23 protein-coding genes and 2 pseudogenes are annotated in these 26286 nt (G+C 48.9%); 13 read left to right on the top strand and 12 right to left on the bottom strand.

Features of this window, described 5'->3' with window-relative positions:
• Positions 1-17: 17 nt before the first annotated feature.
• The 3 genes and pseudogenes from vexE to NMD08_RS00380 all read left to right on the top strand — a co-directional run.
• On the top strand, positions 18-2000 hold the full coding sequence (gene vexE, locus NMD08_RS00390; RefSeq protein ID WP_187253893.1) for a Vi polysaccharide transport protein VexE: 1983 nt from the start codon (positions 18-20) through the stop codon (positions 1998-2000).
• A 250-nt stretch (positions 2001-2250) separates the two neighbouring features.
• Positions 2251-2636: pseudogene (gene hmsH, locus NMD08_RS00385) on the top strand (poly-beta-1,6 N-acetyl-D-glucosamine export porin PgaA); the annotation flags it as partial.
• Positions 2637-2887: 251 nt separating this feature from the next.
• Positions 2888-2956: pseudogene (locus NMD08_RS00380) on the top strand (DUF1493 family protein); the annotation flags it as partial.
• 97 nt (positions 2957-3053) lie between these two features.
• On the opposite strand, the gene misL reads toward NMD08_RS00380, so the two are convergent.
• Both misL and NMD08_RS00370 read right to left on the bottom strand, forming a co-directional pair.
• The gene (misL, locus tag NMD08_RS00375) at positions 3054-5861 is read right to left on the bottom strand and encodes an intestinal colonization autotransporter adhesin MisL (protein WP_370619309.1); all 2808 of its coding nucleotides are present in this window, start codon (positions 5859-5861) and stop codon (positions 3054-3056) included.
• Between the two features lie 74 nt (positions 5862-5935).
• Positions 5936-6553 (bottom strand): helix-turn-helix transcriptional regulator, encoded by a 618-nt coding sequence (locus tag NMD08_RS00370; RefSeq protein ID WP_151217063.1) that lies wholly within the window; start codon positions 6551-6553, stop codon positions 5936-5938.
• A gap of 574 nt (positions 6554-7127) precedes the next feature.
• On the opposite strand from NMD08_RS00370, the gene NMD08_RS00365 reads away from it, so the two are divergent.
• From NMD08_RS00365 to NMD08_RS00355, 3 genes are all read left to right on the top strand, one after another.
• On the top strand, positions 7128-7901 hold the full coding sequence (locus tag NMD08_RS00365) for a transcriptional regulator (protein WP_370619307.1): 774 nt from the start codon (positions 7128-7130) through the stop codon (positions 7899-7901).
• Positions 7898-8362, top strand: coding sequence for a hypothetical protein (locus tag NMD08_RS00360; protein ID WP_151217068.1), 465 nt, complete (start codon positions 7898-7900; stop codon positions 8360-8362). The genes NMD08_RS00365 and NMD08_RS00360 overlap by 4 nt, the downstream gene beginning before the upstream one ends.
• Positions 8363-8704: 342 nt before the next feature.
• Complete coding sequence (locus NMD08_RS00355; protein ID WP_187253895.1) at positions 8705-10201, top strand: C69 family dipeptidase; 1497 nt, start codon at positions 8705-8707, stop codon at positions 10199-10201.
• Between the two features lie 61 nt (positions 10202-10262).
• Here NMD08_RS00355 and NMD08_RS00350 read toward each other — a convergent pair whose 3' ends face one another.
• Positions 10263-10925 carry a LuxR C-terminal-related transcriptional regulator gene (locus NMD08_RS00350; RefSeq protein ID WP_187253896.1) on the bottom strand — a complete coding sequence of 221 codons (663 nt, stop codon included), beginning with the start codon at positions 10923-10925 and terminating at the stop codon, positions 10263-10265.
• A gap of 482 nt (positions 10926-11407) precedes the next feature.
• Here NMD08_RS00350 and NMD08_RS00345 point away from each other — a divergent pair, with 482 nt between their 5' ends.
• From NMD08_RS00345 to NMD08_RS00330, 4 genes are read left to right on the top strand one after another with little or no spacing between them, the layout of a single operon-like run.
• Positions 11408-11989 carry a fimbrial protein gene (locus NMD08_RS00345; RefSeq protein WP_187259849.1) on the top strand — a complete coding sequence of 194 codons (582 nt, stop codon included), beginning with the start codon at positions 11408-11410 and terminating at the stop codon, positions 11987-11989.
• A 53-nt stretch (positions 11990-12042) separates the two neighbouring features.
• A complete protein-coding gene (locus tag NMD08_RS00340; RefSeq protein WP_370619305.1) occupies positions 12043-12747 on the top strand; it encodes a molecular chaperone in 705 nt (234 codons plus the stop codon).
• Between the two features lie 25 nt (positions 12748-12772).
• Positions 12773-15235, top strand: coding sequence for a fimbria/pilus outer membrane usher protein (locus NMD08_RS00335; protein ID WP_187253899.1), 2463 nt, complete (start codon positions 12773-12775; stop codon positions 15233-15235).
• Positions 15226-16173, top strand: a complete 948-nt coding sequence (locus tag NMD08_RS00330; protein ID WP_370619303.1) for a fimbrial protein — start codon at positions 15226-15228, stop codon at positions 16171-16173. The genes NMD08_RS00335 and NMD08_RS00330 overlap by 10 nt, the downstream gene beginning before the upstream one ends.
• Before the next feature lie 60 nt (positions 16174-16233).
• On the opposite strand, the gene NMD08_RS00325 is transcribed toward NMD08_RS00330, so the two are convergent.
• Together NMD08_RS00325 and NMD08_RS00320 are read right to left on the bottom strand one after the other, a co-directional pair.
• Positions 16234-17070, bottom strand: a complete 837-nt coding sequence (locus NMD08_RS00325; protein ID WP_151224020.1) for a helix-turn-helix domain-containing protein — start codon at positions 17068-17070, stop codon at positions 16234-16236.
• Between the two features lie 350 nt (positions 17071-17420).
• Positions 17421-18335: a LysR family transcriptional regulator gene (locus NMD08_RS00320; protein WP_151217076.1), complete on the bottom strand. Its 915-nt coding sequence runs from the start codon at positions 18333-18335 to the stop codon at positions 17421-17423.
• Positions 18336-18445: 110 nt separating this feature from the next.
• Here NMD08_RS00320 and NMD08_RS00315 point away from each other — a divergent pair, with 110 nt between their 5' ends.
• From NMD08_RS00315 to NMD08_RS00305, 3 genes are all read left to right on the top strand, one after another.
• Positions 18446-19453: a zinc-binding alcohol dehydrogenase family protein gene (locus NMD08_RS00315; protein ID WP_187253901.1), complete on the top strand. Its 1008-nt coding sequence runs from the start codon at positions 18446-18448 to the stop codon at positions 19451-19453.
• Position 19454: 1 nt separating this feature from the next.
• Positions 19455-19760, top strand: coding sequence for a putative quinol monooxygenase (locus tag NMD08_RS00310; protein ID WP_151217080.1), 306 nt, complete (start codon positions 19455-19457; stop codon positions 19758-19760).
• Positions 19761-19881: 121 nt separating this feature from the next.
• Positions 19882-20784, top strand: a complete 903-nt coding sequence (locus NMD08_RS00305) for a carboxylate/amino acid/amine transporter (protein WP_187253902.1) — start codon at positions 19882-19884, stop codon at positions 20782-20784.
• Positions 20785-20812: 28 nt separating this feature from the next.
• Here NMD08_RS00305 and nlpA read toward each other — a convergent pair whose 3' ends face one another.
• From nlpA to NMD08_RS00270, 7 genes are all read right to left on the bottom strand, one after another.
• Positions 20813-21631 carry a lipoprotein NlpA gene (gene nlpA, locus NMD08_RS00300; protein ID WP_370619301.1) on the bottom strand — a complete coding sequence of 273 codons (819 nt, stop codon included), beginning with the start codon at positions 21629-21631 and terminating at the stop codon, positions 20813-20815.
• 188 nt (positions 21632-21819) lie between these two features.
• Complete coding sequence (locus tag NMD08_RS00295; RefSeq protein ID WP_187259857.1) at positions 21820-22563, bottom strand: 2-dehydro-3-deoxy-phosphogluconate aldolase; 744 nt, start codon at positions 22561-22563, stop codon at positions 21820-21822.
• Positions 22550-23659: a D-glucosaminate-6-phosphate ammonia lyase gene (gene dgaE, locus NMD08_RS00290; protein WP_370619299.1), complete on the bottom strand. Its 1110-nt coding sequence runs from the start codon at positions 23657-23659 to the stop codon at positions 22550-22552. Before dgaE ends, NMD08_RS00295 begins: the two co-directional genes overlap by 14 nt.
• A gap of 3 nt (positions 23660-23662) precedes the next feature.
• Positions 23663-24523 (bottom strand): PTS system mannose/fructose/sorbose family transporter subunit IID, encoded by an 861-nt coding sequence (locus NMD08_RS00285; RefSeq protein ID WP_005121522.1) that lies wholly within the window; start codon positions 24521-24523, stop codon positions 23663-23665.
• The gene (locus NMD08_RS00280) at positions 24520-25269 is read right to left on the bottom strand and encodes a PTS sugar transporter subunit IIC (RefSeq protein ID WP_003023960.1); all 750 of its coding nucleotides are present in this window, start codon (positions 25267-25269) and stop codon (positions 24520-24522) included. Before NMD08_RS00280 ends, NMD08_RS00285 begins: the two co-directional genes overlap by 4 nt.
• 25 nt (positions 25270-25294) lie before the next feature.
• Complete coding sequence (locus NMD08_RS00275) at positions 25295-25780, bottom strand: PTS system mannose/fructose/N-acetylgalactosamine-transporter subunit IIB (protein WP_003023959.1); 486 nt, start codon at positions 25778-25780, stop codon at positions 25295-25297.
• Positions 25781-25792: 12 nt separating this feature from the next.
• The gene (locus NMD08_RS00270; RefSeq protein WP_003840671.1) at positions 25793-26218 is read right to left on the bottom strand and encodes a PTS sugar transporter subunit IIA; all 426 of its coding nucleotides are present in this window, start codon (positions 26216-26218) and stop codon (positions 25793-25795) included.
• Between the last annotated feature and the right edge of the window lie 68 nt (positions 26219-26286).

Below are 26286 nucleotides of genomic sequence, written 5' to 3'. Positions count from 1 at the left end.
CAGAGTAAGGAAATACGATGAACTTGCACTCTACATGTGAAAAAATATCGCCAACCACCCTGCTCAAACGAGAGGATTGGGAGGGGCTATGCCACTATTTCGGTCAGCATCCCGAAAAAGTGCGAGATAGTGCTGGAAATGAGCAAAACATTATTCTCTTCGCTATCGCGTGTTTGCGTAGAGATGAAACAGATGTCGGGCTAACTTTGTTGTCTGACCGTGTTCTGACTGCAAAGAATGGCCGTGATTTATTGCGACGCTGGGTTATTTCGCCGCTGGCATCACATCGTCGGGATGCTGTACTACAGGTGGTTAATAAACTGCTGGCGGTGAATGTGTGCCAGTCGGAGGATGTCCTGCTGGTCGCAAGCGTGCTGCTTAAGAGTAAACAATATGCGACTGTTGCTGACTTAGCCGAGCGGGCATGGCTCGCTTTTTCGGGCAATAGCAAAATTTTTGCCCTCCATTTGCGCAGCCTGGCGCTGGTGGATAAAGAGTCACAGGCAATCTCATTGGCCAGAACACAGGCGCAGGAATTTCCCCCGCGGGGAGATATGATTGCAACCTGTCTCAGTTTCTTAAATAAAAGCCGCCGACAAGAAGATCATGACCTGGCTCGTGCATTGCTCCCTTTCTTCGCGTTAGAAAGTCAGGAGTCGGCGGGGCTGGCGGTTGATACGCTGTGCGCTGCCCGTAAATACCAGGAAGCCATTCAGACTGGGGAGTCCGCAATAGCCCGTGGGTTGGATGGTGCAACGCTGCGTCGTAGTCTGGGACTTGCCTACTATCAATTCGGTCGTGGCCGGGAAGCGAAGCTTCAGGCCGCTGAGCATTGGTCTCACGCCCTGCATTTTAATCCTGATAATTTACGTATCGTGACCCTGTATACCGATGCCTTAATCAGAACGGGTCAGAATGAGAAAGCCATTCCGTTACTGCAGCAGTCGCTCGCGACTCATCCTGACCTTCCTTATGTCAGAGCGATGTATGCCCGAGCACTGCGTCAGGTTGGGCAATACGCTGCTGCCAGCGATGAGTTTGTACAACTTGCAAAGGAAAAAGGGGCAACGAGTAAATGGAACCGTTATGCCGCGGCGGCGTTGTTACAGGCGGGGAAAACAAGCAAAGCGGAAGACGTCTTTGAGCACTATATTCAGGCCAGAGCGAGCCATCTGCCTCAGTCATTCGAAGAGGGGCTGCTGGCGCTTGATGGGCAAATATCTGCCGTTAACCTACCACCTGAGCGCCTTGACTGGGCATGGGAAATTGCTGGCAGGCAGTCCGGTATCGAGCGCCATGAATGGGAACGCCGGGCGAAGTGGGGATATCTTGCAGATAATTATCTCCTCGACTGGCTTGAATGCCGTGGAGAGCAGGCCGACGAACCGATGTACCGATTGGCCGATATATCGCATGTCGAGCAATTTTTCCAACGACTGCAGCTTGATCAACGTGGTTGCATTGTTGTATCGGCTCATCTGGGCGCAATGTATGCCGGGCCGATGATCCTGTCCTTGCTGGAAATGAACAGCAAGTGGGTGGCTTCCACACCTGGCGTGCTCAAAGGGGGCTACGGTGAGCGGTTGATTTCGGTTAGCGATAAAAGCGAAGCGGACGTAGTCAGGGCCTGCATACAGACTTTACATAGTGGGCAGTCGCTTGTTGTGGCGATAGACGGCGCGCTGAATTTGAGCGCGCCGACTATCGACTTTTTTGGCCAGCAGATTACCTACTCCACCTTTTGCTCTCGTCTTGCCTGGAAGATGCACTTACCCACCGTATTTGGTGTTCCGGTGTGGCGAGATGGGCGCATCCATTTTGTTTTGGAGAAAATGGTCGATCCGCAGAGGTTCGAAAGCCAGTCTTCTTTCATTACACGCTGGAAAGACAATTACCTGAATTGTGTGACCGAAATCCTGAAAAGCGGTCCGGAAAATCTGAGACTTTCGGGGGGGATTTGGCGAAACATCACGCGCAAGGATGAATCATCTTTGGGCTGAAAAGACGTTTGCCCTGCAATGCCTTTGGCGCACCAGGCGATGCAGCCGCCAAGTAAAACTAAGTTATTCTATTTAGAAAGCATCCGTTCATTAACGTTCGGGTGCTTTTTCGTTCTAACGATATGAAAAATGGAGAATTATATAATAATTACGTTATACCTGATTGTAGTTCTGTTTGTCGGAGGGTTACCAGAAGACAGTATCCTGAAGTCCTCCCTCAGATAGGTTAAATAGGGCATCGAAATCCGCTTTTACGTCAAGCGTTCTTTTCCCTATGCAAATCTCTACAGCGATATCAGATCATGACGCTTTAGTTATTGAAGCGCGGGGTGGTAATAGTGTGCCGTTATTGCGTTATCTTGAGGGTCAGGGAAAGCAAAGCGCGCTAACGACAAATCAGGTTGCCGACTGGCGGCAAGTTTCCATCTGAGTTGATCACAACGACATCGCCACTATTGAAATCTGGCAGCGCTATCGTGGGCAGATGCTCGCTACAATCAACAAGCTCTTACTGAAGCGAATAAATGGTTGCAGGCACATCCGGGTGCTGACGCCAATGCGCAACTTGCCTACGTATATCACTCTCAGGGGAAAAACTGGGACGCGCTGTTAGTTGCTAGCCAGGCGGAGGGAGTACCTACGGCAGACCCAGTGAAGCGCTGATTGCTGAGGTAGCTCAGGATGTAGTGCATACCTCTGCCTACCTCTGCAGCCCCTGGCATCGTCATAAGAGATCACTCATTCTCCTCTCACGCGATAATGCTCCTTAGGTTCACACCAGTATGCCTGCCCCTCTCCCCATGTCACATACTTCCAGGCGTCCCTGAGGATTTCAAAGACATTCCAGACCTCACGATGCTTCTTTTACCTGTAACAGTGATGACGATGAGCCGCAGCCATTAACACTCCGCATGCTGACTGAGTCTGCAAAAGCGGGTAAATGGCTTTATGAATGAGCCTTATTGATGGATGCCGTTTATCCGACCTACCGCTTCGCGAATAAAAAAGCCGCCGATCGGTTAATCAGCGGCTTTTCCATTACCTGCAACTACATCAGAAGTTATATTTCACGCCCAGCATACCGCGGGTATCGCTGTAGCCTTTGTCGCCGATCTGTTGGGCCACGTTGCTCCACACGTTGAGGCGCGGAGTGATTTGCCCTTCTACACCGACTTTCAGCTCGCCGATGTTCTTCGTGCCGCGCATATCGTTGTTCACATCATCCATCTTCACGCGAGTCGTCTGCGTGTTGTGGATCCAGTTGGCTTCGACAAACGGCTGGAACTCGCGAGATTTACCGTCGTCGATGGCGTTGTGACCGTTGATAAAGGCTTTCACACCCAGGCGGGTCATCAGGTTGCCATCGGTGTCATCCTTCACGCGGGTACCGTTCACTTCGCGATGACTGTCGGCCTGCACGTCCATCCACACCACTTGCGCTTTCGGTTGCAGCCAGTAACTGTTGCGCTCGTTTTCACCCAGTTTGAAGCTATAACCCGCTTCAACAGAAGCAGTTACCCCGCTGGATTTGTATTTCTCTGTCGCCTGCTCCTGGCCCATCACTTTGTTATCAAACCAGTTGTACAGCATCCAGGTGTCTACGTAAGTGCCGGTCTTGTCTGCGTCATTGGCATACCAGGTGCCGTACAGCCCTACGCTGTAACCGGTGACCTGACCACGTGAATGGTAGCCAGTCAGGCTGGACTGCGTGCGGTTCTGACTGTTGGCGTAACCTGCCATTGCGCCGATGTGCCAACGGTCAAGGCCGTCTCTACTCCACTGCGCCAAATCGCTGCCTAACTGCAGCACATAGCTGTTGCTTTGGGTTTTCAACTGCCCGCTACCGTCTTTAAAGCGGGTATGCGCCCCGACGTTACGCATCCACATACTGGTGACTTTTTTCTCGCCCGTCAGCATGTCGATGTACTGCGTCTCTCCCAGACGATCGTGCAGTCGGGTCATAAACAGCGTGTTTGCGGCGTAGTTATTCGCCAGATAACTACCCGCTTCCGGACGATACTGCTGCTCGGTGACCGGAGGTGCGACAGGTATTTCCGGTTCAGGGATTATCGGGTCAACAGGATCTACCGGGTCTGGATCGACAGGACCGGGGTCAATAGGATCAACCGGATCCGGGTCGATGGGCTCTACCGGGTCCGGGTCTTCCGGATCCGGCGGAGCTGGAATAAAGCTGGTCAGATACCAGTTGCTGCCCTTTTGCACCAGGTTATAGTCGTACGCACCGGCAACAATACGACCCGCTTTCTCAAAAGTACCGTCAGAATTACCTGCCACTTCGATAATCTCAATACCTTCAACAGTCTGCGCCCCGGTTCCGCCAATGTTGTTCACCGCCACAAACGCGTTACCCGTGGTGTTGCCGAGCACTTTCAGCTTGTCGGTTTCGGAGGCATCGTCATTCAGGACGGTATTGAAAACCAGTTTGCCGCCGTTGCCGATGAAATCTTCATTAATGGTAAGCGTCTGCCACGGTTCGCCGTCAGCATGCCCAAAGTTCACCACTGACCCGCCGTTCAGCGTCAGGTCGGTGAGCGTTGAGCTGTTGGTCATATTCCAGGTCGCATCGCTCATTTGCAGCGAGATAACCCCCGTTCCTGCCGTGACGCTGGTGATGTATGACGCCCCACTCCACAGCGAGTTGTCGGTCATGTTGAGCGTAATGGTACTGTTTTGCTGCGGCAGGCTGCTGGTTGCAGCAGTCGCGCCAGCGGCATGAAGATCGCCGTCGATAAGGAAGCGCCCGCCAGCGGAGCCATCTACGGAGCCGCCCGTTTCGGTGCTGATGGCATAACTTTCATTGCTGTGATTGCCCGCCATGGTAATGGCAGCACCGCCAGCCAGATTTATTGCCCCGCGTGAAGTCGCATACAGGCCGCGTGGCGCTTTGCTGTTGTATGACGCTGCTTTCGCCGAATTGTTTACGTTGATCGTCGCGTTTTCACCGAGATTCACCGTCGCATTGGTGGAATAGACCGCATGGGCGCTGGCGCCGCTCACCGAAATGGTAGCGTTATTGCCCAGTTCGGTTTTGGACGATGTAGCGGCGTAGACCCCTATTGAGGAAGTGCCCGATGTCTCAATAGTGGCATCATTACCAAGGCGGATCGAGGACCCACTCTGCCCGGTGCGAAGACCTTCTGAACTGTCACCTATCGTCACAATGTGTGCCCGGTCACCGACGACAATCGTATTTTTGGCCTGCGTGGCATCTTTCATTGCGTTTGCAGTGATACCACGCCCCTGATTACCGGTGGTTTGAATATACAGATCGTCGCCAACATAAATGTTGGCTGAACCTTTCCAACCCTGGCTATAGGAGTTGTAACCGGCGTTAATACCGTCACCATCCTGACCGTCCACATAAATGCTGGTGCGATCTCCGGTGATGATAAAGACCGGGTTATCCGGCGTATTAGCCCCGTGCGTGCGAATACCGTCAACATCTTTACCATTGTTGGCGGCATTCTTCGACTGCGTGCGGATCGTCAGGTCGTCACCAAAAATAACGCCCGGGCTACCCGTCGCGCTATTCTGAATAACGGTAATGGAGTGTTCGAAGGCTTCTGCTCCTGGTCCATTGAGCGTTAACCCATGACCATAAACGGGAATAGTGCCGGCACTCCACTGATAAACATAATTCGGTGTAGCGCTGGTTTTAGCGAAATTGGCATTCGCCTGTGGAGGAAATAAAGCCTGCAACTCCGGAGAAAGGCTGCTCACCAGTCCACTGGAAGGCAGACTGTCAATATCAATCCAGGCCGCGTGGGTTGAAAATACCATTGACGTTAACGCGGTCGATACCGCGATAGCAATGCGTGAATAATGCTTAGGTTTTTTCATAATAGCCTCCTGCTTTCGGGCGTAGGGCGTCCACCACATCGCGATGATGTGGAAATAATAAAAATGAGAATCAGCTATAAAATGTTAGAGAGTATTTTATGAATACTCAGGCCTAACTTATCTTCAAGTCGAAGTTTGTAGACATATATTCTCTTAACATCAATATTATCTATTCTGGTGATTTGCTGAATACTTATCCCTGAAATAAATCGCTTGAGTAATATCATTTCCGTATAATTTAATGAACGCCCACGTTTGCTGTTGGCGAGATGCCCCCGGAATAAGCGACGTATTTTCTGATGTTGAACTTCATCACTATCATTGGAATAAATAATCCCTTGAATTTTATTGCTTTTCGATAACCAGTAATTGGCTAACGGTGCCAGGATCCGGTCCGCTATCAATACGATATGCATACCACTCTGCGTCAGGCGATCCACCCATTGCGGGTCGGTGAACAAGCGCAAGTTCGGGAATGAAAAATCGATAAAAATAAATCCATGGGATAAATGGTTATGATTATTAAGTAAAAGTTTTTCAATAATACCTTTTTTCAAATAATCATTACCCTCTGGCCAGACAGCAAAAGCGGCTCGGTGGCAATACTGTGCACGTACGGCAGCATCCGGAAATAATTCACAGGATAATTCACAGCTTATGCAACGAACACTCTGTAGCGGCTTTCTCTTCATCAACTATGCCCCTGTTATTTTCCATAAATATTTCATCGGTAAATAAATGTGTCAATCCGACACGTGGTGAAATCCGTTTCTGCTAATAACAGTCGAGTAGTGAACTTGTTATAAAATCCTATAGAAAAACAATCTCCACCTGTAAATGTCGTTATGTTGATAAGTATTACGAAGCTTTCGCTCAGACTAACAGCCAATATATTAGGAGTTTTATACACAAATCCAGACATCACGATAGACGTAAATACAGCACTATTTGCTAAAACAAAACCTTACAAAATGATTTTAGTAAATCTCAAGATTCCTAAAAACCAGAAACCTTTGTGATGTTATGGGATAAATATAATAACTAATCAGATAAACCTGTAATTAATTCTCATTATTTAACCTTAGTTAATTACCACCTAAGATATCATCAACCTAAATCATTGTATTAAAAGGGTTTAATAGTTGCACACAAAATTCTTATCTTTGATCAAGTACAAAGGTAGAGGCGTCTTATCCATTTCGATGTAATATTAAATGGGTATGTTAATGCAACATATGAGACATTTTCGTTACTAAGGGGCGGGCATTGTACCTTATCAACCAGTTGGTCGAATTTAATCCTGATAACAAAAGCCTGGTCAATCGACAGACAGGACGAACAATTCAACTGCAACTCCCTGCCTCGCTCTGTTTTCTCTATTTAATTACTCACGCAAGTGACATTGTTTCTCAGAACACGCTGCTCAAAGTAGGTTGGGGAGAAAGAAACAATGTGACCACAACCAATACTTTTTACCAGGCAATTTTGACGTTGCGCAATGCACTGGCGGATGTCGGATTGCCCCGTGATACCGTCAAAACTATTTCCCGGCGTGGACTCAGATTAAATGAGAATACGCATGTGGAGACGATCACACATTCCCAAATCGAGCCCCCCTTAGCACCATTTATTAAGGAAAACAAGGTTCCAGAGGTAATACCCTCTCCACCGCAAGTAGCAACGTCGACTCCCTGGTGGAACATTTTCTTAACCACCGGAGTGATTATTACTACTCTGATTATCTGGCTGGTGTGGTATCAGACTCGCCCTGTCATGCCGTTTAGTAAATTCGTGTCGGTTTCTATGCAAATTCCCTCAAAGGAAAACTGTAAAATTTATTACTCACCGAATGAACACAATCTGGAAAGCTATTTCAGCCTGATGCAATCGCATCCCGATCTTTGTGAAGATAATAAACATGTATTTCTTTCAGGTTACCGTAAGGCACAAAGGATGGTGGCCTTTGTATGCGATAAGGATGCGCGGATAGATGTTCACGCGTTTTGTTCTACTCATTATTACTGGATGCGCGGGAAATGAACAAAATACACAATCTTATCTTGCTGGCGATCGGGGTGGTATTGATGCTGGGTTCAGGAGCCTGGTTATGGTATTCACGCTACGCCGACAGACCGTTGAACTGCGTCGGTAACGTGGAGTGGAACATTGGCAGCAACCGCTTTACCGGTACGGTGTCGTACCGACTGTACGACCATCAGGGACTGGCAACCTTAACCGGAAAACTGTACGGACGTCACGTCACAGGTATTAGCAGAAACATCTATTTTACCTATACCCAGCACCACGACGCGCGCGTGCTGCAGTCGACGCAACTGGTAAAAACCTTCTCGGACTCTGCCGATAAAGATGATATCAACGAGACTTTGCCCAGTTTTTATCGCGAAACCGGACAGCGCCTGAGTCTGGTCATGGAGGAGTATAAAGGGGCGTGGATAGTAGCGACTTCCACTGTTCCTTCGCTGTACTGCCGCAAAAGGTAATGTCATATCCAGATACAAAAAGCGCCCCCTCTCGTTGGAATTCATATATTCCATCATCAACTTACGCGACATGGGTCACTGAATCCTCTAATAACCCATTGCTATTCTTCATCCCGAATCAGGAAACATCCTGAATATCACGATATCTATTGCGTAATAATTAAGCGAAATGGGCGTTTTATTTTGCCCAGAAGACTTCAATCTACGGATGGATATTTAGAGAAGGCGTGGGCAGGGGCGTTTATCTCTCTCGCGAGCAATGTCTGAGGGTTCAGACGTTATCGCATTTCAGGAAACGGTATGTTTCCGGTGTATTTTTGGCGTACATATGAGGGATACGTAATGTTTACTTTTAAAAAGTGCCTGATTGCACTTTCTATAAATTTAGCCGTTGTTTCATCAGGTTTTGCTTGTACGACCCTGCTGGTCGGTAATGAAGCATCAGCGGACGGCTCCATGCTGGTAGCACGTAGCGCTGACAGCGATGCCCTGAAAGCGCAGCATTTTGTCATTCACCCGGCAAAACAGAATCAGACCGGGGTATACAGCACCAAAGCACATAACGGCGCGAATGACTTTACCTGGCCGCTACCCAAAAACTCGCTGCGTTATACCACTGTTCCAAACTGGAAAACCCAGTTGCACGGCGCGACCGGATTTAACGAACTGGGCGTCGGTGTGAGCGGTACAGAATCTATTTTTGCCTCACCAAAAGCGCTGGCCGCCGACCCGTATGTTGAGGATAAGGGGATCACCGAAGACGATATCCCGGATATTCTGCTGTCGCAAAGTAAAACCGCGCGTGAAGCCGTGGCGCTGCTGGGCCATATCGTTGAGACCGTCGGTGCGGGTGAAGGCTTTGGCGTTGCCGTCGTCGATGATAACGAGATCTGGTACCTCGAAACCGGCAGCGGCCACCAGTGGATGGCACAGCGCCTGCCGAATAACCAGTATTTTGCCACCGGCAATCAGGGCCGTTTACAGGATTACGATCCGAAAAACCCTGACATGATGGCGTCAAAAAACCTGATTCAATTTGCGACCGAAAAAGGTCTGTACGAACCGGCAAAAGACGGTAAATTCAACTTCTCCAAAGCCTATACCCGTGATGACGAACGTGACCGCACGTATAACGACCCTCGCGTATGGACCATCCAGAAAGAGTTCAATCCTTCCGTAAACCAGGATATGGCCAAAGGACGTGAATTCCCGGTCTTCATGACGCCAGAGAAGAAAATGACGCTGGACGATGTGAAGGCCGTACTGCGTAACCATTACGAAGGCACCAGCCATGATCCATACACCAACGGTCTGAACGGTAAAGAGCCATGGCGTCCGATCAGCGTCTTCCGCACCTATGAGGCGCACGTTATGCAGGTTCGCCCGTGGTTGCCAAAAGAAATTGGTGAAACGACCTATATTGGTCTGGGTATGGCCGACCTCACCGCCTTTGTTCCGTACTACAGCGGCCTGAAAGCGTATCCGGCTAATTACACGATGGGTAGCGATAAAGCGGACGATCAATCCATTTACTGGAAATACCGTAAATTACAGACGCTGACCATGACCGATTATCCGAAGCTCGCGCCAATCGTCAAAAAGGCCTACAAAGCGTGGGAAGACAAAGTAGCGAAGGAGCAAAAAGAGGTCGAAGCAGAGTATCTGAAGATGGCGAAAACCGATAAACCTGCCGCCGATAAGATGCTGAATGACTTCAACCTTCGCATCATGGCTGACGCCGAGAAGCTGACGGAAGATCTGACTAATCAGCTGTTTACCATCCGCACTAAAGACATTCAGTCTGATATTTTCTTTGCCAACGCAGCGAAAAAAGACTGAGTAACGACACGATAATATCCTGGCACAAAGTCAACATCAGAACTTTGTGCCAGCAGTATACTTACATTTCTTTCCAGGGTAGTTGATCAAGAACCGGGCTTCTAAGATGCGAGTTGGCCCAGCAGGCGGCCTGTGTTCGGTTATTCACAGAGATTTTTTTAAAAATATTATAAATATGCGTTCTCACTGTATTTTCACTGATAAAAAATGCGTTAGCAATTTCAACATTTGATGCCCCTTTCGACAACTCAGTCAGAATTTCATATTCTCTTTCGGTTAAACCTCCGTTGTCACTATCGGATGGCGTGAGGTTTATATTTTTTTGCGGCGGTGACAGTGAGCGTGGTGGACGAGAGGTTTTACGCCCCTCTTTAAGAAGCGTTAATAAATGTTCAATAGAGCAATTATTTGGTACGATTGACTCAAAATTTGGCCATAGCATGTTCTCATAGAGCGGGAGCGAACGCAGGCAATTAATAATATAAACACGCAAACCACATGCGCTTTCATTAAGTAATTTTGACCAGATATTTTTTAATTTACGACTAGATGCCTGAATATCATAGAGGATGATACTTTCCTCAGCGATAAAAGACATATCCGGTCTGCTAATGTTAACAAAATCAACCAGTATATCGCTTTGCTTATTGAGATAATCCAGCAACAGCTGCGTCTGTATTGATTGGTTACTAATCAGTATTATCTTACTGTCCATGTTAAGCATATGTGGCCTTCATTCAAATGAGGATTGACAATATTCCCTATTGTTATTGCATGGAAAACCAATAACAAGTCATTACTTAAGATTAAAGATAATCTGATTGAATTATGGAAATTTAGCTAATTGTGCAATACGATCATTCGCTTTTTCCGAATACAAAGTTCGATTTTTGTTTGCGACTTTTTGAAAATTTCAAAAGTGACAACTTAACATATTGTATTTTATATGTTTTAACATCACCCGTTGAGTTAAGAAGTATCTTAACCTCAATCATCTTACAGATGATAACAATTCATTAAGGCTCATATTTAACGATCATTGTTAATATCATAGGATGAGTGAAATACGTCCAATCTACGATGTACAACAATAATTTATCTAACATAATTGATAGCGGGCGACAGCCTTATAGGGCGCAAGACAAAATGTGCCCGGACAATGTTACTGATAATAGGGACGATCTATCTCTCAATGAGGAACGCATTATGAGTAAACTATCAATTATTACTTTAATTAGCTGTGCCATCGTAATTCCTTCCGCCATGGCAGATTTCGGACATGGCCCTAACCCGGATCCAAAAGGGAAAGTTAACTTCACCGGTCACGTTTATGCCAATTCGTGCATAATTGAAACCGGAGATAAAGATAAACAGGTAAAATTAAACCCGGTTCTCAATACATTAGTTAACAAATCTCATGCAACACAACTCCAATCATTCAGTATTAGAGTGAAAAATTGTTATATTAATGAAAACGCAACTCCAAAGTTATCCTGGAATGGTAATTCCCATTTAACCAAAGAGGGATATCTCAAAAATATGACAAGTAGTGGAGACAAAAATGTAGCGCTAGTTATCACGGATAATAAACAAAAAAGTATTGACCTGAATAAAAACAGCAACCGATTTGATCCTGAGGAAGGTTATCTCCGACATGACAATGGTAGCCCAATTTTAACTTATAAATTCAATGTAGGTTACATTATATCGAAAGATAATAATAATTCGTCATACGTTAAGCCGGGTCCTGTAAGCGCCCAGGCAAACTATAGCATTACTTATCTCTAAATACACAATGCTATAGCCTTCTGCGCTATAGCATTTATTTTAATAGAGGCCTTATGAAAATCTTTATTTATTTATTAGCTCTATTTTCGCTCTCGACTGCGCACGCAAACAATATCATTGTCAATGGTACCCGATTTATTTACGCTGAGGATTCTGCGGAAATAACGATACAAATGACCAATACAGGAAAATCCCCTTCGCTGGCCCAGATATGGTTAGATGAAGGAGACCCAGAAAAATTACCAGAAGAAATTACCACTCCATTTATTATTTCCCCGCCCATTGCCCGTATTGACGCAGGTAATGGGCAATCACTCAGAATAAAAAAAGTCGCTGATAAACATATTGTCGCTACTGACAGAGAGTCTATGTGGTGGCTAAACATACTGGACATTCCTTCCGTAGATAAGAATAACATCACGGAAAATTCAGCCATGCTCAATTTGGCTATTCGCTCGCGCTTCAAATTTTTCTGGCGACCCAGTGGGTTAGGTGACCGTCAGAATGCGGAAAGCAAGGTACAAATTCTGGCAAACCAACGAGACATAACACTGGTAAACCCTACCCCGTTCTTCATCACTGTTGCAGATGTTGTGACGTCATCAGGCCATGGACTCATAAACGAGGGTGTCATGATCGCCCCGAAATGCAAAACCACTCTCAGTGCAAAACAACAAATTAGCCGGGGCGAGTCTGTTGTTTTACAAGCAATTACTGATTACGGCGGAATTGTGGAACACAAAACAACCGTTAATTAATAAAAAGGGATAAAAGGAATTAACAATGGGTTTATGTAAAAGGATCCTCACCATACCCTGTTTCGTTATTTTTCATGGTTCATTATTTTCAGTTGGACTTCACGCAGAAGACAGGTCTCGCTACGAGTTTGATAATGCCATCTTGATGGGCAATGCTTCGCTTAACGATTTACAATCATTCAATGCCGCTGGTTTATTACCAGGAACATATATTGTAGATATTTATATTAATGATAGTTGGCGCGGACGTCGTGAGCTCTCATTCAAAAAAGATAATCACGGAGAATTAGTCAGTTGTTACTCTGAAGCCTTCCTCACAGGTATGGGTATTAACCCAGGGAAAATGAATCAAACGCTGGCACACCAACCAAAGGAGTGCCAACGTCTGGCTGATTGGGATACCAGCGGTAAAACAACTGAGAAGCTCAATACCAGCCAACTTGAACTGCACATCACCGTCCCCCAGGCCTATCTCGACAATATAGAAACTAATTATATCCAACCTGAATTATGGCAACCGGGAGTTCCGGCGATTAATTTCGGCTATAACGCAGATTATTACAGTACTCAGCAACGCGGTAGCAATCGCTCAAGTACGGACAGCGCCTGGCTGGGAATGGATATCCGCAGCTCCGCTGGCGGGTGGCTAATTGAACATTTTGGTAGCCAAAATTGGGACAGCAAAATGGGCAGCCATTACACGAATAATCGTACAACGCTAAAGCGGCCAATCACTAGTTGGAAATCCATGTTCAGCGCTGGCAAGTTCTATACTGACAGCCAGATGTTCGACAGTATTGCTATTCTTGGGATGGGGTTGGCTTCTGAGGATTTAATGCGCCCGGACAGCACGCTAAATTGGGCGCCAATCATTCGTGGCGTAGCAGAAACCAACGCCCGCATCACCGTTACCCAGGATGGCCAAACTATTCATCAGTCTTCGGTTCCAGCTGGGCCATTCTCGATTGAATCAGTGTTGCCCGCGAATACTGGCGGCGAATTGCTGGTCACGATTCAGGAATCAGACGGACGTATCCGCCGTTTTACCGTTCCATACTCTTCAGTACCACAACTACTAAAACCCGGCGTTTCGCGCTATGGCATCACCCTTGGGACCGTCAATGAAGATAATTATGATAAAGATCCGTTTGCCGCACAGGCCTACTGGCAGTATGGCCTGAACAACTATTTAACGTTGTATACGGGGGCATCCGGATTCGAGCGCTATCAGTCAGCCCTCATCGGTAGCGGGCTCAATTCCCAGCTTGGCGCATTCGCCCTTGATGTCACCCAATCTCGCCTCAATCTTGAGGACGATCGCCAGCAAGGACAACAATATCGTCTGACATGGAATCGAACTCTCCCTTGGTCAGAAACCTCGCTCTGGCTGGAAGCTAAATACAGTTCACATCACTTTTACGGTCAACGCGATGCGCTGGATGCCCTGGATACACAAGCATCCGTCAACCAATACCTCTCATTACGCGAAAAGCAGTCGTTTAGCGCCAGTATTAATCAGCCGTTATCCGACACCTGGGGCTCATTCTATTTATCTGGCTCTCTTAAGAAATTCTGGGATCAACAGGATAACTATCGCCAGTATGCCGTGGGTTATACCAATGCCTGGGGCAACTTGACCTGGAGCATATCCGCCCAGCGTTTCTGGAATGAGGATCAACAGGGCTCCGTCACCAAAGACGACCAAATCATGCTCTCATTCAGCTATTTCCTGCCCCGGAATAACGCCGGTTTTACACAAATCTCCTCTGATAGCTACAGCAATAACGGCAAAGCGAGCAATACACGCCTCGGCTTCACGACGTCGTCTGATGAAGAAAATAATATCGTTTGGGGCGTAAATACTGGCTATGCCCGTGGTGGTGATGTGGAATGGGGGACAAACGGCATGATACGTACGCCTTATACCTCTCTGAGCGGAACGTGGAGCCAGAGCAACTCATGGCACCAGGTCAGCGGGGGAATGAGTGGAATGCTGGTTGGCCACTCGGGGGGAATAACGTTCTCTCCAGAGCGCTCAGATACCGTCGCATTAGTCCATGCGCCTGATGCGCATGGCGCGCATCTTGATGGTGTGCCTGGAACCCGCTTCGATAAAAATGGCTACGCTATTCTGCCCTGGCTTCGTCCATGGCGCGTAAACGACGTCACTATCGATCCAAAAGGTTCAACTGAAGGCCTGAATTTTACCAAAACCCAGGCCAAGATTGCGCCGTATGAAGGTAATGTCATTCCAGTCACTTTTGAAACGATACTAAGAAAACAGAATATTATTTATCCTCGTCTGCAGGGTCAGCAGAAAATGCCATTCGGCGCCATAATCCGCGACAAAGCTAATAATCATGTCGGCTACGTTGGGCAAGGTGGTGCGCTTTATATTGATGAAACTACCTCACCAGAAGTGTTCGTTTCACTGGAAACGGGGAAATGCACGATCGTGTTAAAAAATCAGGAGGCCACATGTCAATAATACGTGTCGTTCTAATTCTGGGGTGCGTAATGGGCATTCATCAGACAGCCAGTGCTGCATGTACCCTGAACACACAAAAGATTATCTTGTCACCGGAAATCGTTAACGATAAACAGTCAATCCAGTCCGGAGGGATTATTCAGACGCGCACACTTTCCCTACAGAATATTCAGTCGTCAGGTTGTAATGACAGCCATCCTTTTTCTGCCCAGATTATTGGGGATCTGTCCGCAATGAAACAGCCCGGTATTATGCGTAGCAATGTGAGCGGTATTGGCATTAAAGTCACCCTGGAAACCTCAACCGGACGAAAGATCCAGTGGCCATCAGATTTTAAAGCGACGGCAGATGAGTTCAGAAACAGCAAAATTAATATTGAGCTAATCAAGCTGGATAATCAGCTTGCGGCCGGGTCTGCTGCGGGTGCGATCAACCTGCAAATCAGAAGTGCCACTCAATCGTTGCCCGTGGTGGATATTATTGTGCCGGCAAAATATATTACTATGCTCAACCGGTCATGCACGATCAAAGGTAACCGTACAATCAACGTAAAACTCCCCAGTGTAGCACTTGAGCAGTTTAGCGGCCTTGGCAGCACTGCAGGAAGAAAACCATTTACTATCGACCTTTTTTGTAAAAGTGATTTTACAACACCTTCTCAGATTATTCTAAGCTGGAGCGGCATAGAGAATAATCACAGCAGTAATAGTGGTGTACTACAGAATATCCACCCCAAAGGTGCGGTTGGCATAGGTATTCAGGTTTTGGATCAACAACAAAGAGTTATCAACTTAAAAAATACCACGTATATCCATTTAGCGCATCAGAATAATGGAAACCACTCTATCCCGTTTTATGCACAATATTATCAAACAACTAACAAAGTTAGTCCTGGAATTGTGCGCTCAGTCTTGTATTTCAATGCTGAATACCAATAATCGTTCCTAATTTAGGCGTACTGCGAAGTCTTTGCTCCACGTAAGTGGAGCTTTTTTACATTACATATCAATGGGAATGTAATGTTCACAGGTAATTGTTTTATTGTTAATATCTTCTTGATTATATTTAAATATTTCAATATCATAACCTGTTTTTCTTTTTAATTTACTCTCTGGCAGTATTTTCAAATAAATATATCTTGAATAGAATGGATAGTCCTTTTTCTTAAACCGGAATGAAAAACAGGCATAAACCCCCGAAGGACAGTCATAACGATTATAGATATTTGGCGAATGATGAGTTTTATTGCCAATGATACTCTTTACTTTCAATCGCATCATTGAGTTTGGATTGGAAGAGAAATCGGTTAATGCCCACACATTTTGTTTTGAACTGGTAAGTTGCTCAAATATCAAATTTAATCGATGCAGATGCGAATCACTGGCGGGTGGGATTGGTGTATCATAGTTATACTGAAATCCGTAAACGGTATCAGCAGGCAAGGTACGAAGTTGTAATTCGCTGACAACAACATCACAGCGCTGTACAAATGATAGTAATGGTGCGAGATCCCAACTGGAATTTTTCCGATATTCTGTGGGAGTATAACCTGTTAGTTTTTTAAATTCACGACAGAAAGATTGCTGGGAATCGAATCCTACCCGCACTGAAATATCAATAATATCCATATGGGTAAGACGTAACAAGTTTGCCGCTTTGGTTACGCGTCGCTTACGAATATACAGCCCCACGGGCATATTAATTCGTTGTTTTAAAACACTCTGAATATGCCTTCGACTATATCCAGAAAACCGTGAAATATCATCAATATCGATGCCCGAAACAAAATTATCTTCTATATAATACAACACATCATTTATAGTCTTTGACTTCAATGTCCCCTCTCCTACCCAATAACAATAAAAACCGTAATAACAAAAATCGTTAGTCCATTTAACAATTAGGTAAAGAAATAGTTATATAGCAGAGTGATTATTTCTTATATCGTAGCAACAGCATGTCGTCAAATCTATTTTGATAAATATACAATTCATTTAACCAATGACCGGGAATTTATTAACCAGCATATTATAAATTCCTCATTAATTAAAAGAATAATATTTATCGAGGTTACTATAATCAACAGTAATTATCATAAACTGATCGGAGTTCCGATCAGTTTAATGCTAAAAATAGAGAGTAGCTATTATTTATGCGTATCGATAAAAAAATAATACGCCTTCAGTTAGACACTTCCTGGGGAAATGCTCAGCACCTCACACCGTGATTTCACTGCGTCGTGCAGCAAACGGACCGCCGTTGAAAGCTGCTGCCGATGCGGGCAAATCATATTCAGCGGGACTGTCTCTCCCTGATAATCCGGCATCAGCAGTTGTAATCGACCGTCACGAACATCCTCGCTGACATCCAGCCACGACTTGTACGCCACGCCCTCGCCGGCAATCGCCAGGCGCCGGATCACTTCCGCATCATCGCTCATAATGGTGCCGTTAACCTGCACGATGCTGACCTCACCGTTTCGCGTAAACGTCCAACGATCGTGCAGGCGTCCACGTAATACGAAGGTCATGGCGTTAAGCTGCGCCAAGTCCCCCGGACTTTGCGGAGCACCGTTTTGCGTCACCCATTCCGGTGAGGCCACCAGCACGCGTCGGTTTCCAGGTGCAACAGGCAGTGCAACGTAAGACGCGTCCTCGTTGTTGCCATAGCGAAACGCAACATCGACGGGATCTTTAAAGACATCCGTCACCTGGTCGGAGAAAAATATCCGTAGTCGCAGCGCCGGATAGCGGCGTCGAAACGACTGAAACACTGGCAGCAGCAAGTTACGCCCGAGATCAGAAGGTACGGCAATTTGCAGCGTGCCCGAAACTTCATCTTCCGGGGTCTGTATTTTTTGCAGTCCGGCATGCATCACGTCCAGCATCTGGCGGGCATAGGGTAGCCAGACCTCGCCTTCCGGCGTGAGGCGCAGGCTGCGCGTGGAGCGGGCGAACAAACGGATAGCCAACGTCGACTCCAGGCGCTTGATGGCAGAGCTAACCTGAGCAGGCTGAACGCCGACTTCGCGCGCGGCATCGCTAAAACTATTCAGCGCCGCGGCGCGGACAAACAACGTGAGATCTTCAAGCCGGAACATTTTCACTCCCCGAGTATAAGTCCTGTCGCCGTGGAGCTATTTTTCCCGTTCTGCTGCCGCTTTACCATCGAATTATTCAACAGAGATAAGGTTTCTGAACCGGAGAGATTATGAAAGCCATCGCTATTACCCGCGCCGCGACCGACGGCAATAACATTGAATTTTTACAAGAGATTGACCTGCCCGTGCCGGTTGCCGCCGGGCACGATCTGCTGGTTGAAGTGAAGGCCATTTCCGTCAACCCCGTTGATACCAAGGTTCGCGAAGGTTTTAACGCTGATATCCCGCGCGTTCTGGGCTGGGATGCCGTGGGCGTGGTGAAATCCGTCGGTGAAGCAGTCACCCTGTTCTCACCGGGCGATGAAGTCTGGTACGCCGGTGCGCTGGGGCGTGCTGGCAGTAACAGTGAATTTCAGTTGGTTGATGAACGTATTACCGCGCTGAAACCGCAATCACTGGATAACGCTTCTGCGGCGGCGCTGCCGCTGACTGCGATCACCGCCTGGGAAATGCTGTTTGACCGTCTGGGGGTTGAGGAAAACGGCAATGAAAATGATGTGTTACTGATCGTTGGCGCAGCTGGCGGCGTCGGTTCTATCCTGACGCAACTGGCCAGTAAGCTGACCAGAATGACCGTCATCGGCACTGCATCACGTCCGCAAAGCCAGAAATGGGTACGTGATGCAGGCGCTCATCATGTCATTGACCACAGCAAGCCGCTGACGGATGAGCTGTTACGGATAGGGGTTAAGGAAGTGACGCACGTTGCCAGCCTGAACAATACCGAGCAGCATTATCAACAAATTATTGCCGCACTGGCACCACAGGGCAAACTGGCGCTGATTGACGACCCTGAATTCCTCGATGCCCGTCCGCTGAAGGCTAAAAGTATTTCGCTGCACTGGGAATTTATGTTTACCCGTTCGATGTTTACCACTCACGATATCATCGCGCAGCATCAGCTATTAACCCGTGTGGCGCAATTGATCGACGACAACACCCTCCGCACTACGCTGGGCGAGCATTTTGGCGCTATCAACGCGGCGAACCTGCAAAAAGCCCATGCGCAAATTGAAACTGGTCGTTCGGTCGGCAAGATTGTGCTGGAGGGGTTTTAACATGTCTGATTCAGAAGTGATTTCAATTATTGCGGTCTTGAAAGCCAAACCAGGGAAGATCGACGCACTGAAACAAGCGCTGCAGAACCTGCTGTTACCCACTCGCCGGGAGCCGGGCAATATTGAATATGCTCTGTTCCAGTTACGCGACACACCGGATGTATTCTACGTACGCGAATCCTGGCGCGGTCAGGCCAGTCTGGATGAACATATCACTCTGCCACATTTCCAGGCATTTATTCTGCAAATGAACGATCTACTCGCCGAACCGCTACGGCTGGATTATCTGACGCCGATTGCGCCATAAAATAACTGCCGAAGCCTCCCTACTGCGCGAGGGAGGCTGCACCAGTCATGTCTTACTGACTTCGATATCTCTGCTATGATGCCTGCACACAAATAAGACAAAACAACATGCAGAGGGAAAGATGAGTTCCACCAGAAGAGGGATGATGAACGTCCTGATTGCCGCCGTATTGTGGGGAAGTTCGGGTGTGTGTGCGCAGTACATCATGGAGCAAAGTCAGATGTCGTCACAATTTCTGACCATGACGCGCCTGATATTCGCCGGGCTGATTCTGCTGATGCTCTCTTTCGTTCACGGCGATAAAGTCTTCTCCATTATCAAAAACCGCAAAGATGCCATCAGTCTGCTGATTTTTTCCGTAGCCGGAGCGCTCACCGTACAACTCACCTTCCTGCTGACTATTGAAAAATCTAACGCCGCCACGGCAACGGTACTGCAATTTTTGTCACCGACCATTATCGTGGCGTGGTTTTCCGTGGTTCGCAAAGCACGACCGGGAATATTAGTGTTGACCGCGATTTTCACCTCGCTCATTGGCACCTTCTTACTGGTCACCCACGGTAACCCAACGTCGCTGTCTATTTCACCTGCCGCGCTGTTCTGGGGAATTGCTTCGGCGTTTGCCGCCGCGTTCTACACCACTTACCCCTCTACGCTTATCGCGCGCTACGGTACGCTGCCGATCGTCGGCTGGAGCATGTTGATAGGTGGCCTGATCCTGCTCCCGTTCTATGCCGGAGAGGGAACAAACTTCGTGGTTAATGGCAGTTTAATTCTGGCGTTTTTCTATCTGGTGGTCATCGGCACGTCACTCACGTTTAGCCTGTACCTGAAAGGCGCGCAGATGATTGGTGGGCCGAAGGCGAGCATTTTAAGCTGCGCGGAACCCTTGAGCAGCGCATTGCTGTCCCTGCTGCTGTTAGGCATTACATTTACCCTGCCTGACTGGCTGGGCACGCTTTTGATCCTCTCATCGGTAGTACTGATCTCAATGGACTCACGTCGCCGCGCCAGAGCGGTTTAATCCCAATCGGCGCGGCAACAGGTCACGATTACCAGCCCGGAACCGCGCCGCCGTTAAAGATAGTTTCTGCCGCCTTTGCCACTTCCGGTGACTGATAAGATTGCAGGAATTCCTTCACATTCTCGGCATCTTTATTGTCTTCTCGCGCCACCAGGATGTTCACGTACGGTGAGTTTTTGTCTTCGATAAATACACTGTCATGTACCGGAGAAAGTCCGGTTTGCTGGATGTAGGTGGTACTGATAATCGCTACATCCACTTTCTGATCGTCCAATACGCGCGGCAACTGCGCGCCTTCCAGTTCCATAATTTTCAGATGTCGCGGATTATCAGTAATATCCAGCGCTGTGGGTAGCAAGCCTGTATTTGCTTTCAGCGTAATTAACTTCTCTTTTTGCAGCAGCAACAGCGCCCGCCCGAGGTTAGTAGGATCGTTAGGTATCGCAATCGTCGCACCATCTTTAAGCTCCGCAACGGTTTTGATTTTCTTCGAATAACCGGCCATCGGGAACACAAAGGTATTGCCCACCGCAACCAGCTTATAGTCGTGTGCTTTATTATCTTGTTCGAGGAACGGACGATGCTGGAAGACGTTGGCATCCAGCTCACCCTGATTGGTGGCATCGTTGGGCAGCAAAGAACCGCTAAACCCAATTAACTCCACCACCAGGCCATATTTTTCTTTAGCAACTCTCTTCGCGACCTCCGCCACATCCTGCTCTGCGCCGTTAATCACCCCCACTTTGATATGCTTTGCATCACTGCTCTGCTGATCGCATCCTGCCAGCAATAATCCTGCCAGTAATACCGCCGTCCCAGCCCTGAAATAAGGTATCTTCAACTTCACGTTTTATCCTTTAGTAATAACCGCCTGATGAGTAATGAAATGACTATAGCGGCAAGGCCGCTGCGGTTTAAAAAACGAAAAAGCATCAGCAAGAAGAAAAAAGAATAAAGCAGACATATGTACAAAAATGCCCGGTGGCACCTAACGCTTACCGGGCATTTATTGTGTGCCATCCGGCGATAGCAACATCACACCAGGGTTTTGACTATCTCCATCAATCTGGCGACATCTTCAGGCCGGGTATTGCCGGTTTGCGAGTCGATAATCGAGCTGTACACATGCGGCATGACCCGCGGTACGCCCGCCTCAAGACAAGTTCGCAGGATAATGCCGAAGTTATCCAGATCGATACCGCCGGTCGGCTCAATCAACGTCATGCCGTTGCGCGCCGCGGTCGTCGCCAGCGCGTAAAGCTCAGGCAACGATTTCTCACCGCCCATCGGGAAGAACTTCGCCGCATGCGCGCCAGAGTCCAGCATCATGCGCACTGCCGCATCACAAGAAACGCGGGCCGGCGTACCCTGACTGCTGCTGACGCCGGTGGAGATCAGCACCTCGCCAGGCGTTCCGGTCGGGCTGACCAGGGCGTTGATGTGGGTCTGCTCGCCACCCGTTGCAGCCAGCGCGCCTGCCGCAAAACCACAACCGGTAAAGGTCTGGTTGACGTGTGCCGGATGGACCTGTGAGGCAATCATTGCCGCTTTGTAATACTGCGCCGGATCGCCCGCCCCCAGCCCTACGGAAATTGACGGCACTTCAGCCATCCAGCGCTTCACTTCCACAACGCCTTCCTCAACCGAGGCAAACTGCGCGGAAAGGATGCCGATCGCCGCATGGCCTTCGGCGGCGTCATAGATTTCCCGGGCGTTGGCGATATCTTTTGCCAGCACGTTAATGGCCACTTTATTACGATAAAAATTAATGTGCTGCATGTTCTGCAATCTCCTTTAATCGCGCCACGATCAGCGCCATTTCCCCTTCTGCGACCGTACGCGGGTCGAGACTAAAGACACCCTGGTGAAGGTTATAACGACGCGCGTAAATCGCGATATCGCCCCCGCGCAGCTGTGCTTCTACGGCGTAGGCATCCAGCCCTAACTCCTGTGCATTAACCTGAATACGAACCCGCCAGATGGCGCGCCCGGCTTCGTCCTGCTCAATATCCGCCTTCAATCCGTGAATCGCTGAAATCGCCTGCGCCACAGGTTGCAGTTCTTCAGCGGTGACCACGGTTTGCCCCTGATGATAGTTTTCCAGGGCATACACCAGCCCGACCATATTCTCTTTGCCGATCTTCATCGCCCGGGCAATACCGTGGTGCTGCGCTTTACACGCGGCAATCCACTGTTTCTTTCCGGTGATAAACCCGGAGGTCGGCGCGTTAAAGGCTTTTGCCCCGCTGTAGATCACCATATCCGCCCCGCTCGCCACCCAGGCGTGTAAGTCTTCCTCGGCGGCGGCATCAACAATCAGCGGCAGGTTGTGAACCTGCGCAACCTGCACGAAGTCCGCAATGTCTAACATACCTTTCTGCACGCAGTGATGAGATTTCACATACAGTAGCGCGGCGGTGTTGTCGGTAATCGCACTCTCCAGCTGCCAGCGGGCCGCCAGATTACTTGAGCCAACCTCCACCACGCGTCCGCCGCCCAGGCGAATCGCACTGGTGATGGGCGCCCCGTAATCCACGTTATGTCCACGCAGCATAACCACTTCATTGGCCATACCTGCGCTATCTGGCATCAACGTGACTCGCGCCTGATCATCGCGGGTAATGGCAGCGGCAACGGCAATCGCAATACCCGCCGAGGCGCACGAAGTAACATAGCTGTCCTCCGCGCCGGTGTAGCGGGAAACCAATTGACCGGTACGGTCCACCAGCCGGTCAATTTCAACAAAGGCCGCAGCTGCCCGCGCGGTGGCTTGCATCACCTCCGGCGCGACGCTGGAAACGCCAAGAATCGTCATCTTGCCGCAGGCGTTAATCACCTGTTTTAGCCCCAGTTGTTGATAGATATTCTGTGTCATGGCTTACAACACTCCCAGCAGCGAACAGACCACGCTGAGCGCGACAATTGACAGCAAAATCGTGGTGTAACGCGGCCCTTTCTTCACCAGATAGAAGTAAATAGCGAACACCGCCGCCAGCGGCAACAGGCCGGGGGCAATAGAGTCGAGGATTTGCTGGACCACCACTTCAGAGCCTTTCAGGGCACTGAGTTTTAACGGTGTGGTGATCTTGACGTAGCTTGCCGACAGCGCGCCCATCATGATCAGGCCCAACACGTTCGCGCCGTAGATCAGTTCCTTAATTCGCCCTCCCTGCAGCAGACCGATAATCGAGTCACGCCCCAGCGTGTACCCTTTGTGCACCATACCGTAGCTGATTGCTAACGTAATGGCCGGGTAGAGGATTAACGGTACAATTCCGCCCATCGCGCTGCCATTGGCGGCAAATGGGATGAAAATGGCAATTAACAGCGGCATCACGGCGGCCCAGATGATCGAATCTCCCATCCCGGCCAGTGGCCCCATCAAACCCGTTTTTATCCCGGTGATGGATGCATCGCTGATCGGCTCACCGCGCGTTTTTTGCTCCTCCATCGCAATGGAGATCCCCTGAATTACCGCCCCGAACGTCTGCTCTGAGTTGAAGAAGTTCAGATGGCGTTTCAGCGCTTCTACCTGTTCCTCTTTTTGCGGGTAAAGCTTTTTGATGATCGGCGTCATCGAGGCGCAGAAAATCAGGCTTTGCAAACGCTCATAGGAGCTGGAAACTTCCGCGCCCAGCCAGTAGATAAACCAGGCTTTGGTGATATCGGCTTTGGTCAGCGTGCCGCTTTCACGCGCACGCTCCACCAGTTCGTGTTGCATTACGTCGCTGCTCATCATGCTGCTCCTTCATTTTTTGCCAGACCTTTAATCAGGAAGGCCACGCAGGTTCCAAAGATTGCCATCGCCATGATGTCCACCTTCAGGTACAGCACCGCGAAGAATCCGCCGATAAACCACGGCAGCAAGCTCTTTTTACCGATCACCATAATGGTGATGGCGAAGCCCAGCGCTGGCAGAATGCCGCCCATAATTTCAAAAGAGTGCGTCAGCCAGTGCGGCATCAGCTTAAGGAAGCTTTCCACCACGTCCTGACCAAAATAGTTGGCGGCAAAAACCACCGGGAAACGTAGTACCAGGCCAAGCAACGCCGGGTAGAGGAACGCACAGCGCATAATGCCCGCCATGTTGGCCGTTTCCGCATGCTTGTCGGCCATATGCACCCAGGCCGCGTTTAACGTACGGCGTAGCTGGTCGAGAAACACGCCGATGACGCCAAACGGGATCGCCAGCGCGATAGCCAGGTTCGGGTCCATTCCGGCCTTCACGGCGATAGGAATTGAAATACAGGCGGCCAGCGCCGGATCCGACGGGACGTTACCGCCCGGCGTGGAGGTCACGCCGAGGTAAACCAGCTGCATACCTGCGCCAATGATCATCGCCGTTTCCATATTGCCTAACAGCAGGCCAACGAATACGGCAATGACCACCGGTTGCAGCAGCATAGCGGAGAAGGTGTAGCCAAGGCGTAAGCGGGCAAACCAGTAATACAACCCCATCAGGCTTGCAAAGACTAAAGTATCCATAATTAGTTACCCTGTTATCAAAGAGTTAGAATTTTTTCAGGATATCGTCCAGCGACTGCGGCTTATCCTCCGGGATGGTCTGGAAGAACACCTGAATCCCACGATTTTTCAGGTCGCTCAGAATGCCGACGTCTTTTTCATCCAGCGTAATGTTCTGGAATACCGCTTTGCGGTTTGGCCCACCGCCCAGCCCACCGACCTGAATGGTAGTGACGTCAAACCCCAACTGGACCGCTTCCTGAACCGCCGCCAGAGAAGGGAACAGCACCAGCACTTTGCCGTCACCAAGCTGGTTTTCTTTCCAGGCGGCCGCAAAACTTTGGTTACCGAAACAATCCACTTTGATGTTTGGCGGCGCGGCCATCAGGTAGATGTTTTTCATAAACGGATCGGCATCCAGCTCATCGCTAACCACCGCAATCCGGTTTGCCTGAGATTGCCCAACCCATTTGGTCACCACTTGTCCATGAATCAGACGGCTATCGATACGACATAAGACGATGTTTGCCATGATGTTTATTCCTTATTGTGATTGTTGTAATTGACGCACGTGGGCGACAACGTCCAGGCAACTGCTACGCCCGGCGTCGACCAGTTCAGCCACGCAGGTGGTCAACCGGCCATGCTCGCGTTTGTCGAGCGCCTCCAGCAGCAAAGAGGCGTTGAGCCCGGAAATAACAGCCACCGGGTAATCGGCGCTCAGCCGCGCCGCCACGTTGGAGGTGGTGCCGCCAATAAAATCAGTCAGGATCAATGAGCCTTCCGGCATGGTTTTCACTACGGCTTCAACGCGCTGATAAAACTCGCCGAGCGTATCAACGGGCATCAGCGCAATTTCCGTCACGCCTTTGATTTCACCCATCACCATGCGTAGGCTGTTGCAAAGCTGTTGCCCCCAGCCGCCATGGGTCAGCAGCAGGATCTGGGGCAAGGATTCAGTGGTAGTCAAAATGGCCTCCAGGCTCGATTACATAGACATAGGTAAACAGAGCAAAGGCTGTGCCAGAATTTGTGTCA

The sequence above is a fragment of the Citrobacter meridianamericanus genome (assembly GCF_041320245.1).
Lineage (GTDB): Bacteria > Pseudomonadota > Gammaproteobacteria > Enterobacterales > Enterobacteriaceae > Citrobacter > Citrobacter meridianamericanus.
This window is presented reverse-complemented; position numbering and strand designations above follow the sequence as displayed.

Excerpts from the sequence above, each read along its gene's own strand:
- NMD08_RS00350 (WP_187253896.1), bottom strand. The coding sequence starts at position 10,925 with ATGCTTAACATGGACAGTAAGATAATACTGATTAGTAACCAATCAATA.
- vexE (WP_187253893.1), top strand. The coding sequence starts at position 18 with ATGAACTTGCACTCTACATGTGAAAAAATATCGCCAACCACCCTGCTC.
- NMD08_RS00280 (WP_003023960.1), bottom strand. The coding sequence starts at position 25,269 with ATGGATACTTTAGTCTTTGCAAGCCTGATGGGGTTGTATTACTGGTTT.
- NMD08_RS00310 (WP_151217080.1), top strand. The coding sequence starts at position 19,455 with ATGTCTGATTCAGAAGTGATTTCAATTATTGCGGTCTTGAAAGCCAAA.
- NMD08_RS00340 (WP_370619305.1), top strand. The coding sequence starts at position 12,043 with ATGAAAATCTTTATTTATTTATTAGCTCTATTTTCGCTCTCGACTGCG.
- NMD08_RS00335 (WP_187253899.1), top strand. The coding sequence starts at position 12,773 with ATGGGTTTATGTAAAAGGATCCTCACCATACCCTGTTTCGTTATTTTT.
- NMD08_RS00285 (WP_005121522.1), bottom strand. The coding sequence starts at position 24,523 with ATGATGAGCAGCGACGTAATGCAACACGAACTGGTGGAGCGTGCGCGT.
- NMD08_RS00360 (WP_151217068.1), top strand. The coding sequence starts at position 7,898 with ATGAACAAAATACACAATCTTATCTTGCTGGCGATCGGGGTGGTATTG.
- NMD08_RS00315 (WP_187253901.1), top strand. The coding sequence starts at position 18,446 with ATGAAAGCCATCGCTATTACCCGCGCCGCGACCGACGGCAATAACATT.
- dgaE (WP_370619299.1), bottom strand. The coding sequence starts at position 23,659 with ATGACACAGAATATCTATCAACAACTGGGGCTAAAACAGGTGATTAAC.
- NMD08_RS00275 (WP_003023959.1), bottom strand. The coding sequence starts at position 25,780 with ATGGCAAACATCGTCTTATGTCGTATCGATAGCCGTCTGATTCATGGA.
- NMD08_RS00295 (WP_187259857.1), bottom strand. The coding sequence starts at position 22,563 with ATGCAGCACATTAATTTTTATCGTAATAAAGTGGCCATTAACGTGCTG.
- misL (WP_370619309.1), bottom strand. The coding sequence starts at position 5,861 with ATGAAAAAACCTAAGCATTATTCACGCATTGCTATCGCGGTATCGACC.
- NMD08_RS00330 (WP_370619303.1), top strand. The coding sequence starts at position 15,226 with ATGTCAATAATACGTGTCGTTCTAATTCTGGGGTGCGTAATGGGCATT.
- NMD08_RS00305 (WP_187253902.1), top strand. The coding sequence starts at position 19,882 with ATGAGTTCCACCAGAAGAGGGATGATGAACGTCCTGATTGCCGCCGTA.
- NMD08_RS00355 (WP_187253895.1), top strand. The coding sequence starts at position 8,705 with ATGTTTACTTTTAAAAAGTGCCTGATTGCACTTTCTATAAATTTAGCC.
- NMD08_RS00320 (WP_151217076.1), bottom strand. The coding sequence starts at position 18,335 with ATGTTCCGGCTTGAAGATCTCACGTTGTTTGTCCGCGCCGCGGCGCTG.
- NMD08_RS00345 (WP_187259849.1), top strand. The coding sequence starts at position 11,408 with ATGAGTAAACTATCAATTATTACTTTAATTAGCTGTGCCATCGTAATT.
- NMD08_RS00370 (WP_151217063.1), bottom strand. The coding sequence starts at position 6,553 with ATGAAGAGAAAGCCGCTACAGAGTGTTCGTTGCATAAGCTGTGAATTA.